The 15655-nt window shown below is 59.5% G+C and carries 15 protein-coding genes; 5 read left to right on the top strand and 10 right to left on the bottom strand.

What is annotated here, in order from left to right:
* Positions 1 to 36 precede the first annotated feature (36 nt).
* Positions 37 to 306, top strand: a complete 270-nt coding sequence (locus HBM95_08425) for a DUF1778 domain-containing protein (GenBank protein NIH42953.1) — start codon at positions 37 to 39, stop codon at positions 304 to 306.
* A gap of 6 nt (positions 307 to 312) precedes the next feature.
* Entirely contained in the window at positions 313 to 834 is a 522-nt protein-coding gene (locus HBM95_08430) for a GNAT family N-acetyltransferase (protein NIH42954.1), read from the top strand.
* Positions 835 to 894: 60 nt separating this feature from the next.
* Here HBM95_08430 and rutG read toward each other — a convergent pair whose 3' ends face one another.
* Genes rutG through rutA form a run of 7 tightly spaced genes read right to left on the bottom strand, consistent with a single transcriptional unit; the run spans position 895 to position 6329 of the window.
* Positions 895 to 2217 (bottom strand): pyrimidine utilization transport protein G, encoded by a 1323-nt coding sequence (gene rutG, locus HBM95_08435; protein NIH42955.1) that lies wholly within the window; start codon positions 2215 to 2217, stop codon positions 895 to 897.
* A gap of 21 nt (positions 2218 to 2238) precedes the next feature.
* Positions 2239 to 2733: a pyrimidine utilization flavin reductase protein F gene (gene rutF / locus HBM95_08440; GenBank protein ID NIH42956.1), complete on the bottom strand. Its 495-nt coding sequence runs from the start codon at positions 2731 to 2733 to the stop codon at positions 2239 to 2241.
* Positions 2734 to 2742: 9 nt separating this feature from the next.
* Positions 2743 to 3333, bottom strand: a complete 591-nt coding sequence (locus HBM95_08445) for a malonic semialdehyde reductase (GenBank protein NIH42957.1) — start codon at positions 3331 to 3333, stop codon at positions 2743 to 2745.
* A gap of 9 nt (positions 3334 to 3342) precedes the next feature.
* A complete protein-coding gene (gene rutD / locus HBM95_08450; protein ID NIH42958.1) occupies positions 3343 to 4143 on the bottom strand; it encodes a pyrimidine utilization protein D in 801 nt (266 codons plus the stop codon).
* A 7-nt stretch (positions 4144 to 4150) separates the two neighbouring features.
* A complete protein-coding gene (rutC, locus tag HBM95_08455) occupies positions 4151 to 4537 on the bottom strand; it encodes a pyrimidine utilization protein C (GenBank protein NIH42959.1) in 387 nt (128 codons plus the stop codon).
* An 11-nt stretch (positions 4538 to 4548) separates the two neighbouring features.
* Positions 4549 to 5238, bottom strand: coding sequence for a pyrimidine utilization protein B (gene rutB / locus HBM95_08460; protein ID NIH42960.1), 690 nt, complete (start codon positions 5236 to 5238; stop codon positions 4549 to 4551).
* On the bottom strand, positions 5238 to 6329 hold the full coding sequence (rutA, locus tag HBM95_08465) for a pyrimidine utilization protein A (GenBank protein ID NIH42961.1): 1092 nt from the start codon (positions 6327 to 6329) through the stop codon (positions 5238 to 5240). The genes rutB and rutA overlap by 1 nt, the downstream gene beginning before the upstream one ends.
* Before the next feature lie 245 nt (positions 6330 to 6574).
* On the opposite strand from rutA, the gene rutR reads away from it, so the two are divergent.
* Complete coding sequence (rutR, locus tag HBM95_08470; GenBank protein NIH42962.1) at positions 6575 to 7213, top strand: HTH-type transcriptional regulator RutR; 639 nt, start codon at positions 6575 to 6577, stop codon at positions 7211 to 7213.
* Positions 7214 to 7332: 119 nt separating this feature from the next.
* Here the strand turns inward: rutR and HBM95_08475 are convergent, their stop codons facing one another.
* Positions 7333 to 7734, bottom strand: coding sequence for a lysozyme inhibitor LprI family protein (locus tag HBM95_08475; GenBank protein NIH42963.1), 402 nt, complete (start codon positions 7732 to 7734; stop codon positions 7333 to 7335).
* A gap of 51 nt (positions 7735 to 7785) precedes the next feature.
* Positions 7786 to 11748, bottom strand: a complete 3963-nt coding sequence (gene putA / locus HBM95_08480) for a trifunctional transcriptional regulator/proline dehydrogenase/L-glutamate gamma-semialdehyde dehydrogenase (GenBank protein NIH42964.1) — start codon at positions 11746 to 11748, stop codon at positions 7786 to 7788.
* Positions 11749 to 12170: 422 nt separating this feature from the next.
* Here putA and putP point away from each other — a divergent pair, with 422 nt between their 5' ends.
* Both putP and HBM95_08490 read left to right on the top strand, forming a co-directional pair.
* Positions 12171 to 13679: a sodium/proline symporter PutP gene (putP, locus tag HBM95_08485; protein NIH42965.1), complete on the top strand. Its 1509-nt coding sequence runs from the start codon at positions 12171 to 12173 to the stop codon at positions 13677 to 13679.
* Between the two features lie 113 nt (positions 13680 to 13792).
* Complete coding sequence (locus HBM95_08490) at positions 13793 to 14212, top strand: DUF3574 domain-containing protein (protein NIH42966.1); 420 nt, start codon at positions 13793 to 13795, stop codon at positions 14210 to 14212.
* Positions 14213 to 14260: 48 nt separating this feature from the next.
* On the opposite strand, the gene HBM95_08495 is transcribed toward HBM95_08490, so the two are convergent.
* Positions 14261 to 15445 (bottom strand): NupC/NupG family nucleoside CNT transporter, encoded by a 1185-nt coding sequence (locus HBM95_08495; GenBank protein NIH42967.1) that lies wholly within the window; start codon positions 15443 to 15445, stop codon positions 14261 to 14263.
* Positions 15446 to 15655: the final 210 nt, after the last annotated feature.

Below are 15655 nucleotides of genomic sequence, written 5' to 3' on the forward strand. Positions count from 1 at the left end.
GTGTACGGATAAATACCGTACACGGTGAAGTAAACCATGCCAGCACTTAAAAAACAGCGTATCGATCTTCGCTTAACGGACGAAGACAAAACAATGATTGAAGAAGCGGCGGCGATGACGAACCAGACCATCACCCAGTTTATGGTGAACAGTGCGTCAGAGCGTGCTGCAGAGGTCATTGAGCAGCACCGTCGTCTCGTATTAAACGAAGCATCATGGAATGCGGTGATGGATGCCATTGATAATCCGCCTGAGCCAAACGAACGCCTGAAACGAGCAGCAAAACGTCTTCGAAACATGGAGTGAAGCGTCGTGGCAAATCTCACGATCGAAATGTTATCTGAGGGAACCGATTACGACTTCGAGGATTTTGATTGTGGAGAACCCTCGCTAAATGCCTTCCTTGCAGAACACCTGGTACGTCAGCACAATGGGCGTATTTTGCGAGCCTACCTGCTTAAAGAGCGCGATCGTCCGCGCGTCCTGGGTTATTACACGTTATCGGGGAGCTGCTTTGAAAGAGCGATGCTTCCTTCTAAGACGCAGCAGCGCCGGATCCCTTATATCAACGTACCCAGCGTGACGCTGGGACGTCTGGCTGTAGATAAAACACTACAGGGAAACGAGTGGGGAGCAACGCTCGTTGCGCATGCTATGCGCGTTGTCTACCGGGCATCACAGGCTGTGGGAGTACACGGAATATTTGTTGATGCCCTTAGCGAGCAGGCAAAACGATTTTATCTGAAGCAGGGGTTTATCCCGCTGACAGGTGAAAACAGCCATTCTTTGTTCTTCCCTACAAAATCTATCGAACGGCTGTTTGAGCAAGAGTGATAGCTTTACATCCTGGCTCTCTTAAGAAATCTCCAGGTCGGGTCACCCGACCTGGAGATTTCACGAATCCTGATGTACCACCTCGCCCTGCGGCGCAGCGGCCATCCGGCGGCTCAGCAGGGCGTTAAGCAGGATCGCGCCGAAGGTCGCCGTACCAATTCCGCCAATCGTAAACCCGCCCAGCGTCAGGGCAAAATCACCCGCGCCCAGCACCAGCGTGACGGCCACCATGATCAGGTTGCTGTTCTGGCTGAGGTCGACCCGATGCTGCACCCAGATGCGCGCCCCGGCCACGGCGATCAGCCCGAACACCACAATCGACGCGCCGCCGATGACCGGTGACGGAATGGTGTGGATCAGCGCGCCGAACTTCGGTGAGAAGCCGAGCAGCATCGCCATCACCGCCGCCGCCACGAAGACCAGCGTGGAGTAAACTTTGGTCACCGCCATCACGCCGATGTTTTCCGCGTAGGTGGTGACGCCGCTGCCGCCCACGGAACCGGAGAGCATAGTCGCCAGCCCGTCGCCGACGAACGCGCGGCCCATGTACGGGTCCATGCTGCGCCCGGTCATCCCCGCCACAGCTTTCAGGTGCCCCAGGTTTTCCGCCACCAGGATCACCGCCACCGGGGCGATAAGCATCATCGCCTGGGTGTTAAAGGTGGGTGAGGTCACCTTCGGCAGGCCGAACCAGGCGGCCTGGTGAAGCAGGGTAAAATCAACCGGCTTGCCGAGGCCAAAAACGTTGGCCAGCAGCGCATAAACCAGACAGGCAACAATCAGCCCGACCAGAATCAGCAGCCGCTGGATCATCCCCCGCGTAAATACCGCCACCAGGCCAATGCACAGCACCGTGATCACCGCCATCCAGCTTTCAAACGGCGAGGCGGAGACGCTTTTTACCGCAATAGGCGCAAGGTTCAGGCCAATCGCCATCACCACGGCGCCCGTCACGACGGGGGGCATCATCCGTTCGATCCAGCGTGTGCCGATCTTCATCACCACCAGACCAATCAGGGTGTACACCAGACCGCAGGCGATGATGCCGCCGAGGGCCACGCTCAGGTTGGGGTTGATCCCATGGCCGTTAAATCCGGTAGTGGCGATGACAACGCCGACAAAGGCGGCGCTGGATCCGAGGTAGCTGGGCACGCGCCCGCCGGTGACGAAAAAGAACAGCAGCGTGCCGATACCCGACATCAGAATAGAGAGGTTGGGGTCCAGCCCCATCAGCATTGGCATCAGTACCGTGGCGCCAAACATGGCGACCGCATGCTGAACGCCCATCACCATCGTCTGCCCGAGCGGGAGGCGTTCATCCGGCGCGACCACGCCTGCTTCTGTGGAGGTCGATTTCAACTGCCAGTGGGGAAATCCGAACATGGTCTGTCTCCTTAGAGCGGGTTAACAGGCGGGTCGCATAAGCGCGTGGTAGCCACGGTCAAACCACACCAGCCCTTGCGGCGCGGGGTGGCGAACAATCGAAACAATGTCGCAAAACAGAATGTCGTGGGTGCCGACGCTCACCACCTGGCTGATGCGGCAGTCAAACGAGGCCAGCGCATCCTCCAGGCGCGGGCAGCCCGTGTCGCCCGTCTGCCAGCGGGCAGCGGCAAAGCGTTCCTCCATCGGCGTTTTCCCGCCAAACAGATTGGACAGCGGCTCCTGCCCGGCGCGCAGGGTATTCACGCACAGGGTGCGGTTTTCGCTAAACGTTGGCCAGACGGACGCGCCGCGGTTCAGGCACACCAGCAGGGTGGGCGGTGAATCCGTGACGCTGCACACCGCGCTGGCGGTGAAGCCTGCTATCCCCGCCGCGCCGTCGGTGGTGATGATGTTGACCGCCGCGCCAACGCAGGCCATGGCGTCGCGAAAGGTTTGTTTATCCAGTGTCATCACGATCGCTCCTTACGCCAGTCCGCAGGCATCGTCGAAGGCCAGGCGCGGCAGGCGCCCGTAGAGTTTGCGGGTATCGCCGTAGCCAATGTTGATCAGCAGATTGCTTTTAAGCGTTGTGCCGGTGAAAAAGGCCTCGTCAACCTTTTGGCGGTCAAAGCCCGACATCGGGCCGGTGTCCAGCCCCAGGGCGCGACAGGCGAAAATCAGGTAGGCGGCCTGCATTGAGCTGTTGCGAAAGGCGGTCTCTTCCGACAGCGCGTGGCTTGCGGTAAACCAGCTTCTGGCATCGCCGTGCGGGAACAGTTCAGGCAGGCGCTCGTAGAATTCACCGTCCCAGGCGACAATTGCCGTAACCGGGGCGGTGAGCGTTTTCTCCAGGTTGCCGCTGGAGAGCGCCGGGCGCAGCTTCTCTTTTCCCTCTGCGCTTCGCACAAACACAATCCGTGCCGGGGAGCAGTTGGCGGAGGTTGGCCCCCATTTCATCAGGTGGTAGATCTCGCGCAGCGTCTCGTCGCTGACCGGAATATCCAGCCAGCCGTTGTGGGTGCGGGCGCTGGTAAACAGGGTTTCCAGCGCAGCGGGCGTAATGGCTTCGCTCATCAAGGCTCCTTATAAAGCGGGTTCAGGGCTGTGCAGCAGGCTGGCAAGCCCGTTCAGCAGCAGGGTGTTAAAGGTGTCCGGCTCGGTAACGTTGCAGGCATGCCCGCCCTGGCGCATTACCGCGCTGCGGCTGTGCGGGATCGCCGCCTGCAGCTCGGACGAGCAGACAGAGGGCACCAGCATGTCGTCGGCGGAACAGATGATCTGTACCGGGCAGCGGATCCGCGCGGCATGGCGGCTGAAGTCGGCCTTTTTCAGGGCGCTGAGCCTGTGCAGCAGGTTGGCTTTGCCCTGGAAATGGGCCAGCGCCAGCGCTTCTTCTGCCTCCAGGCGTGGCGCGCGGGCCGCCATCCAGTCTGCCGGATAAAGAAACAGCGGCTGCGCCTCGACCCACGCCTGGGCGCCGCCATAATGGAGCAGGCGCTCGCGGATCTGAAAGCAGCGGCGAGTGTGGGCGTTGAGGGTCAGCCAGCCGTTGACGCACACCAGCGCGGTGAGTGCTTCGGGCCTGTCGATGGCCAGCTGCAGGCCGACCAGCGCCCCCAGCGCGTGACCCACGACGCTGTAGCGGGCAATCCCGGCATCAGCCAGCGCCTGGGCCAGCTCGTCCGCCATCTGCGCAAGGCTGTACCCTTCCGGCAGGGTGTCGGGGTTATTGCCTGTTCCCCGCTGGTCATAGCACACCACCTGATACTCCGGCTCCAGCGCGGCCAACTGGGGCAGCCAGTAACTGCCACTGCCGCCGAGACCGGAAATAAAGACCACTACTGGCGCGCCCTCATACGGGGGCGGCGAGACGGAGAGTTTCATGGCTGCCTCACTTCGCGATGTGCGCAACGGTGGCGATTTCAACCAGCGCGTCCGGCTTCACCAGCCCGCACTGAATGCAGAACCGGGCCGGTTTATCGCCGGGGAAGAACTCGGCGTAAATCTCGTTAATCGCGGCGTAGTTTTTCCAGTCGGTGATAAAGATGCTGTTGAAGGTCACGTCCTCCATGGTGCCACCCGCCGTTTCGATCACGGTTTTGATCGTCTCCAGCACGTGGCGGGTTTGCGCCTTTGGGTCGTTGATAAACACCACGTTGTTGTCTTTATCAAACGGCAGCGTGCCGGAGACATACACCACGCCGTCGGCGAGGGTGCCGGGAACAAACGGGGCAATCGGGGTGCTGGTCCCCGGCGGAATAATCACGGATTTTGGCATCAGGTGTCTCCTCAGGCGATACGGGCGAGCGGGGGATTCAGGGCGTCGCAGAAATCTGCAACGTTACTGACCCAGCCAAAAAAGGTTTCGATATTGAACAGGGCCGCTTTCTGGGCGAATTCCGGCCCGGCCTGATGGGTCGCGTCTTCCAGCACCACGCCAAAATATTCGAGGAAAAAGCCGTCGCGCAGGGTCGACTCCACGCAGACGTTTGTGGCGATCCCGGTGAAGACCAGATGGCGAATGCCCCGGCTGCGCAGCAGGCTGTCGAGCGGGGTGTTAAAAAAGCCGCTATAGCGCGGTTTCGGCAGGACGATATCACCCGCCTGCGGTACCAGTTCGTCCACCAGTTGATAGTCCCAGCCGCCTTTTGCCAACAGCTTGCCCTGCAGTTCGGGCCGCCTGCGCATGGTTTTCAGGGCGTTCGACTTGTGGAAGTTGGGCGAGCCGGGGCCGCCGGCCTCGACGTACTGGTCATCCCAGCCGTTCTGAAACCAGATGATGAGCATCCCCGCTTCGCGCGCGGCGGCGACGGCGGTTTTGATGTTCTCGATCACAGGCCTTGTGGCGGAGACGTCGAACCCCGCCAGGTCCAGATAGCCGCCTTTACTGGCGTAGGCGTTTTGCATATCCACCACGATCAGCGCGCTCTGCTCAGGCGCAAAGGTGATGGCTTCCGGGCGTGCGTTAAGGGTCGTCATTACGCCACCTCCTTCGTGACGGCAGGGATGTGGGCGCGGCACTGCATCAGCGGCTGGACGCGCTCGCCGAAGGTCTCCACGCCGGTGAGGAAATCATCAAAGGTAAGCAGGACGCCCTCGGCACCGGGCACGGCCGCCACTTCGTCAAGCATTCTGGCGACGCTGGCATACGAGCCGACCAGGGTGCCCATGTTGATATTGACGGCAGAGGTCGGGTCGGCCATCTGGCGCACGTTGGTATCCGCGCCGGAGCGGGTATCCTTCTGGCTCTGCTCGGTAAGCCAGCTCAGGGCCTCCTCGTCGGCACCATCCTTATAGCGCTGCCATTTGGCGCGTGCGGCCTCGTCGGTTTCGTCGGCAATGATCATAAACAGCACGTAGGAGCCCACGTCGCGCCCGGTCCTGTCGGCGGCCTCTTTCATCCGCGCGGCGGTCGGGGCGAAGGCGGCAGGGGTGTTGACTCCTTTACCGAAGCAGAAATTGAAGTCGGCGTATTTGGCGGAGAATTCCATCCCCGCGTCGCTCTGCCCGGCGCAAATTACCTTCATCGGCACCGACGGCTGCGGGCTGACGCGGCAGTCGTTCATGGTGAAGAAGTCCCCCTTGAAATCGCTTTTGCCGGTGCCCCACAGATCGCGCAGCACCTGCACGTATTCGGTCAGGTAGTCGTAGCGACGGGAGAAGTAATCGTCACCCGGCCAGAGCCCCATCTGCTCGTACTCCGGCTTTTGCCAGCCGGTGACCAGATTAACGCCAAAGCGCCCGCCGGAGATGGAGTCGATGGTGGACGCCATGCGCGCCACGATCGCCGGGGGGAGAGTGAGGGTGGCGGCGGTGGCGTAGATCTGGATCCGCGAGGTGACCGCGGCCAGCCCGGCCATCAGGGTAAAGGACTCCAGGTTGTGATCCCAGAATTCGGTTTTACCGCCAAAGCCGCGCAGCTTGATCATCGAAAGCGCAAAGTCGAAATGGTAGTGCTCCGCTTTCTGCACGATGGCTTTATTCAGCTCGAAGGTCGGCATGTATTGCGGTGCAGTGGTCGAGATAAGCCAGCCGTTGTTGCCGATGGGTACAAATACGCCAATTTTCATCACGAACCTCTCTTCATTACGTCGCAGGTGTAACGGTGGTTTTGCAAAGGCGGTGCCAGTTTTGAAAATGGCTGTGTTATTAATGTGTTAATCAGAGGTTGGGGAATTGATGTCGGCAAATGTGGACTAACTGGTCAAAAACGTTGCACAGAAAACAGGCATTCATGCGCGATGGGAGTGCAGAATGTCGTGGCGAGACGGGGGTTTTGCTATGCTGAGGGCAACGCAGAATAAGGAGAGCGGGAATGGCACAAGGCGCAGTGAAAACACCAGGTAAACGTTCGCAGGCGGTGAGCGCCAAGAAGCAGGCGATCCTCAGCGCGGCGCTGGAGACCTTTTCGCAGTTTGGCATTCACGGCACGCGCCTGGAGCAGGTGGCGGAGCAGTCCGGGGTATCCAAAACCAATCTGCTCTACTATTACCCGTCGAAAGAGGCGCTGTACGTGGCGGTGATGCAGCAGATCCTCGATATCTGGCTGGCACCGCTGAAGGCCTTCCGCGAAGAGCTGGCCCCGCTGGTGGCGATCGAAGAGTATATTCGCCTGAAGCTGGAGGTGTCGCGCGATTACCCGCAGGCATCAAGGCTGTTCTGTCTTGAGATGCTACAGGGCGCGCCGCTGCTGCAGGCGGAACTCACCGGAGATTTAAAGCAGCTGGTGGACGATAAGTCGGCAATTATTGCCGGATGGGTCGCCAGCGGTAAGCTGGCCCCGGTTGACCCGCAGCACCTGATCTTTATGATTTGGGCCGCCACCCAGCATTACGCTGACTTTGCGGCCCAGGTTGAGGCGGTGACCGGCAAAACGCTCCAGGACGAGGCGTTTTTCCAGAGTACGCTGGAAAACGTGCAGCGGATGATTATTGAAGGGATCCGCGCGCGCTAGTTCCCCCCCTCACCCTAACCCTCTCCCCAAAGGGGAGAGGGGACTGTTCTGTGCTGTCTTTTAGCCCTCGCCCCTATGGAGAGAGGGGACTGCTCTGTGCTGTCTTTTCTCCCTCGCCCCTATGGGGAGAGGGCCGGGGTGAGGGGGCAGCTTAGGTCGCCCTCTTCACACTGCATCAGCGAGGCCAGAAACGCTTCACGCTCCACGGTTTTTTCCGCCAGGCACTGGTTAACAATCATTGGCTGGACGCTCCCGCCTTCCGTCCCCGAACCGATAAACGCGCAGTCCGCGTCGCGCAGGGCAATCCAGGCCTGCTGCGCCTTTTTCAGCAGGTCGCGCTGGGGAGCCGCTGCACGTTTAATGGCGGCCTGATAGGTCTGGTTGAGCTTTTTATCGGCAGCCTGGTACTGCTGCGCGCTACAGGTATTCATTTCAAGCTGGGTGGTTGCTTTGTCGCACTCGTTGGCCAGCGCGCTGGCGCTCAGCAGCAGTGCGGCACCAGCGATAAGATATCGTTTCATATACTCCCCAATAAAATAAGGCTCCGTCTCCGGAGCCTTATTAGCACAGCGTTAGCCGATTGTCATCAGGCTGGCGTTACCCCCCGCCGCCGCGGTGTTGACGCTGAGCGAGCGCTCCACGTACAGGCGCTCCAGCAGCAGGTTAGTTTCCCCGCGGGCGAAGCCCTGCACCGAAACAATCGCCCCGCTGCGGGCTGCCACCTGCTCGCAGAGCTCGCGCAGCTGGTCGGAATCGCCGTGGTAAATTACGGCGTCAAACGGCTGGGTCAGCAGGGCATCGGCCTTCGCGAAGCGAATGCGGGCAGAGACCGCTTTCGGCAGCTGTTTGGCGAGATCGCGATGCAGCGCATCTTCCGGCCACAGCACCTCACAGCCGGTTGCCATCGCCGCGGCCAGCTGCACCAGCGCGTCCTGCTCGTTATCGGCCACGCACAGCACGCGCTCGCGCGGCATCAGCGTCCAGGTGTTGCGCTCGCCGGTTGGCCCCGGCAGCAGGCGCTGGGTGCCCGCCTGCGCCAGCTCCCCGTACTGCCGGGCAACCGCACGCAGCTCAGGACGTTTTTCCGCCCAGGCGATCATCGCCTCCAGCGGCTGCGTCAGCACGGTTTTCACCTGTGTATCCACCGGATAACTTGCGTCCTGGCGCGCCAGGGTGACGCCCAGGGCGTTTTCCGGACGGTTCGCCAGCAGACGGTACAGGTAGAGCGGACCGCCCGCTTTTGGACCGGTGCCGGAGAGGCCTTCGCCGCCGAACGGCTGCACGCCCACGACCGCGCCAACCATGTTGCGGTTAACGTACAGGTTGCCGACTTTGGCATTGCCGGTGACCTGCGCAATGGTTTCGTCGATACGGGTATGCACGCCGAGCGTCAGACCATAGCCGGAGGCGTTGATCTGATCGATAAGCTCCTTGAGGTTGTTACGGCTGTAGCGCACCACGTGCAGCACCGGGCCGAAGACCTCTTTTTTCAGCTCGTCGAAGCTTGCCAGCTCAATCAGCGTTGGTGGCACAAAGGTGCCGGTCCGCCACTCGCGGGCATCTTCGCTGTTCTCGCGCACCGCCTGGAACACCGGACGGCCTTTCGCGCGCATGGCCTGAATGTGGTTTTCAATGTTGGCTTTGGCTTCCGCGTCGATCACCGGCCCAATGTCGGTGGTGAGACGGCCCGGGTTGCCCATGCGGCATTCGGCCATCGCGCCGCGCAGCATCTTCAGCGTGTGGTCCGCCACGTCGTCCTGCAGGCACAGCACGCGCAGGGCGGAGCAGCGCTGACCAGCGCTGTCGAAGGCGGAGGCCAGCACGTCGACCACTACCTGCTCGGTGAGGGCAGAGGAGTCAACGATCATGGCGTTCATGCCGCCGGTTTCCGCGATGAGCGGGGTAGGACGGCCCTGCGCATCCAGACGGGTGGCAATATTGCGCTGCAGCAGAGACGCCACTTCGGTCGAACCGGTAAACATCACGCCACGCACGCGGTTATCGGAGGTCAGCTTAGCGCCGACGGTTTCACCGCGGCCCGGCAGCAACTGGACCACGCCCGCCGGCACGCCGGCTTCCAGAAGAATGTTGATGCCCTGCGCGGCAATCAGCGGGGTTTGCTCTGCCGGTTTTGCCAGCACGCTGTTGCCTGCGGCAAGAGCGGCGGCAATCTGGCCGGTGAAGATCGCCAGCGGGAAGTTCCACGGGCTGATACAAACGACCGGACCCAGCGGACGGTGGGTTTCGTTATCGAAATCATCGCGCACCTGACCGGCGTAGTAGTGCAGGAAGTCAACGGCCTCGCGTACTTCGGCGATGGCGTTGCTGAAGGTTTTACCCGCTTCGCGCACCAGAATGCCGATGAGCGACTGCATCTGATCTTCCATCAGCACCGCGGCGCGTTCCAGAATCGCGGCACGCTCCTGCGGCGGGGTGGCGAACCAGATTGGTGCGTTGTTCACCGCGCTTTCCAGCGCCTGGTCAACCTCCGCTTCGGTCGCTTCACGCACGTAGCCGACGATGTCTTTTGGCTCTGCCGGGTTGATCACCGGCTGCATTTCGCCGTCTGCAACGGGCTGCTCCAGCATCGGTTTGGCGTGCCACTTCTGCAGCGCGCTGTTGAGGAGGGCAGAGGAGAGGGACGCCAGACGGTGTTCGTTGGCGAGATCCAGACCCGCCGAGTTAACGCGACCGGCGCCATACAGCTCGCGCGGCAGGGCAATCTTCGGATGCGGCAGGCCAATCTGGCCTTCCTGCGCCGCCATCTTCTCAACGGCCTGCACTGGATCGGCCACCAGTTCGTCCAGCGGCAGGGTGGTGTCGGCGATGCGGTTAACGAAGGAGGTGTTCGCGCCGTTTTCCAGCAGACGACGCACCAGGTACGCCAGCAGGGTTTCGTGGGTTCCCACCGGAGCATAGATGCGGCACGGGCGGTTCAGCTTGCCGTCCGCCACTTTCCCGGTCACCTGCTCGTACAGCGGTTCACCCATGCCGTGCAGGCACTGGAACTCGTACTGTCCAGGATAGTAGTTTTGACCCGCGAGGCTGTAAATGGCGGCCAGGGTGTGGGCGTTGTGGGTGGCGAACTGCGGATAGATCAGGTTCGGCACGCCGAGCAGCTTTTTCGCACAGGCGAGGTAAGATACGTCGGTGTAAACCTTGCGGGTATAAACCGGATAGCCTTCCAGCCCTTCCATCTGGGCGCGTTTGATTTCGCTGTCCCAGTAGGCGCCCTTCACCAGACGGATCATCAGGCGACGGCGGCTGCGGCTGGCCAGGTCAATCAGGTAATCAATGACGAACGGGCAGCGCTTCTGGTAGGCCTGAATAACGAAACCAATGCCGTTCCAGCCTGCCAGCTCCGGCTCGAAGCACAGTTTTTCCAGCAGATCGAGAGAGATCTCCAGACGGTCGGCCTCTTCGGCGTCGATGTTAATGCCGATGTCATACTGGCGAGCCAGTAGTGTTAAAGACTTCAGGCGGGGGTAGAGCTCTTCCATCACCCGGTCGTACTGCGCGCGGCTGTAGCGCGGGTGCAGGGCGGAGAGCTTAATGGAGATGCCAGGACCTTCATAAATACCGCGACCGTTGGACGCTTTACCGATAGCGTGGATCGCCTGCTGGTAAGAGACCATATAGGCCTGCGCGTCGGCGGCGGTCAGGGCCGCTTCGCCCAGCATGTCGTAGGAGTAGCGGAAACCTTTATCTTCCAGCTTGCGGGCGTTCGCCAGCGCTTCGGCAATGGTTTCCCCGGTGACGAACTGCTCGCCCATCAGGCGCATTGCCATGTCCACGCCTTTGCGGATCAGCGGCTCGCCGCTCTTACCGATGATGCGGTTCAGGGAGCGGGAGAGGTTGGCTTCGTTATGGGTGGAGACCAGCTTGCCGGTAAACAGCAGGCCCCAGGTCGCCGCGTTGACGAACAGCGACGGGCTGCGGCCAATGTGGGAGTGCCAGTTGCCGTTGCTGATCTTGTCGCGGATCAGCGCGTCGCGGGTGGCTTTATCCGGAATACGCAGCAGCGCTTCCGCCAGACACATCAGCGCCACGCCTTCCTGTGAAGAGAGGGAAAACTCCTGCAGCAGACCCTGAACCATCCCGGCGCGGCCGGTGGCGGTTTTCTGGTTGCGCAGCTTGTCAGCTAACTGATACGCCAGGCTATGCGCCTGTGCGGCAATGGCTTCCGGCAGGCGAGCCTGCTCCAGCAGCATCGGCACGGCATCGGTTTCTGCACGGCGGTAGGCGCCGGTAATGGCGGCGCGGCTGACGGACTGCGGCAGGATCTGCTCGGCAAATTCGAGGAACGGCTGGTGATTCTCTTCTACCCCCGTCGCGGCGTCGTCGCTTTCGTTCGCTGCGCCCGCCAGCAGTGCAGGCAGCTCCGGCAGGCCTTCTTCGCTCTCCAGCCTTTCCAGATAGTTGAAAATCGCCTGCTTGATTAACCAGTGCGGTGTGCGGTCAATGCGGGTTGCTGCGGTCTTAATCCGTTCGCGGGTCGCGTCATCCAGCTTAACCCCCATGGTGGTCATCCCCATGCCAAAACTCCTGTTGTTCTGTAATAGCGTTCTGTAGATAGCGTGAAATATCCACCATGTTGCAACTTTGTGCAACCGTGTTAAATGTGACCTGGTTTGCAACCCGGAAAATGAATGGATTGTTAACGAATGGTTAGCTGGAAAAACGCGCTGGCTTTTGTGCGGGAAGCCTGTTTTTATGCGGGAGTTAACACTTTTCAAAGGTGCAACCCGTAAAAGCGTGAGCGAGTGCAACCTATAGGAAACTCGTATCAAACCGGGGATGAATTTGATGTAAATGCAGTGTTAAATCGTTTGTCAGCGGGATGCGCATACGGCAGGATAGCGCGCCCAACGGAAACACATACACACATCACTACGTTCCGGTGATGACATAACAAGGCAGCCCGGACGGCTGTCGCTCGACATTTTGGAGAATTTGAATGGCTATTAGCACACCGATGCTGGTGACATTTCTCGTTTATATTTTTGGCATGATCCTGATAGGGTTTTTGGCATGGCGTTCGACGAAGAACTTTGACGACTACATCCTGGGCGGCCGCAGTTTAGGCCCGATGGTGACCGCACTCTCTGCGGGCGCCTCCGACATGAGCGGCTGGCTGCTGATGGGGCTGCCGGGCGCGATTTTCATCTCTGGTATTTCCGAAAGCTGGATCGCCATCGGCCTGACCGTCGGCGCGTGGATCAACTGGAAGCTGGTGGCAGGCCGTCTGCGCGTGCATACCGAGGCCAACAACAACGCCCTGACGCTGCCGGACTACTTCACCGGACGTTTTGAAGACAACAGCCGCATCCTGCGCATTATCTCTGCGGTAGTCATCCTGCTGTTCTTCACCATCTACTGTGCCTCCGGCATTGTGGCCGGCGCGCGTCTGTTCGAAAGCACCTTCGGCATGAGTTACGAAACCGCCCTGTGGGCCGGTGCCGCGGCGACCATCCTCTATACCTTCGTGGGCGGTTTCCTGGCGGTAAGCTGGACCGATACCGTGCAGGCGAGCCTGATGATCTTCGCCCTGATCCTGACCCCGGTGATTGTGATTTTCACCGTCGGCGGCTTTGGCGAATCGCTGGAAGTGATCAAGCAGAAGAGCATCGAAAACGTCGACATGCTGAAAGGGCTGAACTTCGTGGCCATCGTCTCCCTGATGGGCTGGGGTCTGGGCTACTTCGGTCAGCCGCACATTCTGGCGCGCTTTATGGCGGCGGATTCTCACCACACCATCGTGCATGCCCGTCGCATCAGCATGACGTGGATGATCCTGTGTCTGGCGGGGGCGTGCGCGGTCGGCTTCTTCGGTATCGCGTACTTCAACAATAACCCGGCGCAGGCGGGCGCGGTGAACCAGAACGCCGAACGCGTGTTCATCGAGCTGGCGCAAATTCTGTTCAACCCGTGGATTGCCGGCATTCTGCTCTCCGCGATCCTGGCGGCGGTGATGTCCACCCTGAGCTGCCAGCTGCTGGTCTGCTCCAGCGCAATCACCGAAGACCTCTACAAGGCCTTCCTGCGTAAAGACGCGAGCCAGAAAGAGCTGGTGTGGGTAGGGCGCTTTATGGTGCTGGTGGTGGCGCTGGTGGCGATTGCGCTGGCGGCCAACCCGGAAAACCGCGTGCTGGGCCTCGTGAGCTACGCGTGGGCGGGCTTTGGCGCCGCGTTTGGTCCGGTCGTCCTGTTCTCCGTCATGTGGTCACGCATGACCCGCAACGGCGCGCTGGCGGGAATGATCATCGGTGCGGTCACCGTTATCGTCTGGAAACAGTTCGCATGGCTGGGCCTGTACGAAATCATTCCGGGCTTCCTCTTCGGCAGCATCGGTATTGTGGTGTTCAGCCTGCTGGGTAAAGCCCCGTCAGCCTCCATGCAGAAGCGCTTTGCGGAAGCGGACGCGCATTACCACACTGCGCCGCCGACTAAGCTTCAGGCAGAGTAATTTTCCCCTCACCCTAACCCTCTCCCCAAAGGGGAGAGGGAATAAACCTCTCTTGCTAAATTCTGCAATTTACGTTGATATCGCTGTGCTTATAACAATGAGGATAGCGAAGCATGATCATCAAAACAGGGGTAATGGCAGCGGCATTATTGATGCTGGCTGGCTGCAACGCGCCATCGCAACACGCAGCGGTAGAGACCTGCAAAGCGGATAACCAGATGCAGCAGACCACGCTCTATTTTGGCTTAAATCGTCCTGCCGGGGCGCAGATCACCGGCAGCGAGTGGCAGCAGTTTGTTGACCAGGATGTGACGCCGCGCTTTCGCGATGGCTTAACGGTGTTTGATGCGCGCGGCCAGTGGCTGGGGAATGACGGGAAAGTGGCGCGCGAGCCGAGCAAGGCGCTGATGCTGATCCACGGGAAAGATGCCCAGAGCGAGAAGAATATCGAAGCGTTGCGCGGGATTTATAAGTCACGCTTCGCGCAGGAGTCGGTGATGCGCGTCGACCAGCCGGTGTGCGTGCAGTTTTAATAAAAAACGGCGGGAAATCCCGCCGTTGTTGTTTTGTAGCAAAGCAATTTACAGCACTAATCCCGCAAAGCTCGCCGACAGCAGGCTCACCAGCGTCGCACCGTACACCAGGCGCAGACCAAACCGCGACACCACGTTGCCCTGCTGCTCGTTCAGCCCCTTAATCGCCCCCGCGACGATGCCGATGGAGGCGAAGTTTGCGAACGACACCAGGAAGACGGACAAAATGCCCAGCCCGCGCGGTGACATTTCATGGGCAATTTTTTGCAGCTCAATCATCGCCACAAATTCATTTGCCACCAGCTTGGTTGCCATAATGCTGCCCGCATTGAGCGCATCGCTCAGCGGAATACCGATAAGCCACGCCAGCGGATAAAACACATAGCCCAGGATCTGCTGGAAGCTCATGCCGAATACGCTGGAGAAGAGGGCGTTAACCGCGCTGATGAGGGCGATAAAGCCAATCAGCATTGCCAGAATAATCATCGCTACCTTAAAACCGGCCAGAATATACTCGCCGAGCATTTCAAAGAAGCTCTGGGATTCGTGCAGCTTCTCCAGCTTGATATCCGGCTCGGCTTCCGGACGCACCGGGTTAATAACCGAGAGAATAATAAAGGTGCTGAACATGTTCAGGATCAGCGCGGCAACGACAAATTTGGCGTCGAGCATGGTCATATAGGCGCCGACAATCGACAGGGAGACCGTCGACATGGCCGTGGCCGCCATGGTGAACAGGCGACGTGAGGAGAGATCCCCCAGCACGCCTTTGTAGGCAATAAAGTTTTCCGACTGGCCGAGGATCAGCGAGCTCACCGCATTGAAGGATTCCAGCTTGCCCATGCCGTTCAGTTTTGACAGCAGCGTCCCGATGATTCGAATAAAAATCGGCAGGATCCGCCAGTGCTGGAGAATACCAATCAGCGCTGAAATGAAAATAATCGGGCAAAGCACGCCGAGGAAAATAAACGCCAGCCCTTTTTCACCCATTCCTCCAAAGACGAAATTCGTCCCTTCCGAGGCAAATTTCAGCAGTGACTCAAAGAAGCCGGAAACATATTTAATCAGGAAAAGCCCGCTTTCGGCGTGCAGGAAAAAGAACGCCAGCGCAATTTCAATAGCTATCAGCTGTAAAACATAACGAATGCGAATTTTTCGGCGGTCGAAACTCACCAGCCAGGCGAGCGCAAGAATAATCACCAGCGCCAGCAGGAAATGGACAATCTTAAACATGGGTTATTTTCAGTTGGTTTTTGAGGCGGATATTTAGCCACAGCGCTGGTTAACCGTAAATGGGCATTTTTATTATAACTTATAAAGTTAACGGTAACGGCAGTAACTATTAACAGGCTTTGCGTTTACAACTCGTCATCAAATCACCACACATTTCGCTTGTGTTTCTTTTCGCCGTAATGATAATCACTATCACAAGAATTTACCTTT

This window comes from Enterobacter asburiae, assembly GCA_011754535.1.
Classification (GTDB): Bacteria; Pseudomonadota; Gammaproteobacteria; order Enterobacterales; family Enterobacteriaceae; genus Enterobacter; species Enterobacter cloacae_N.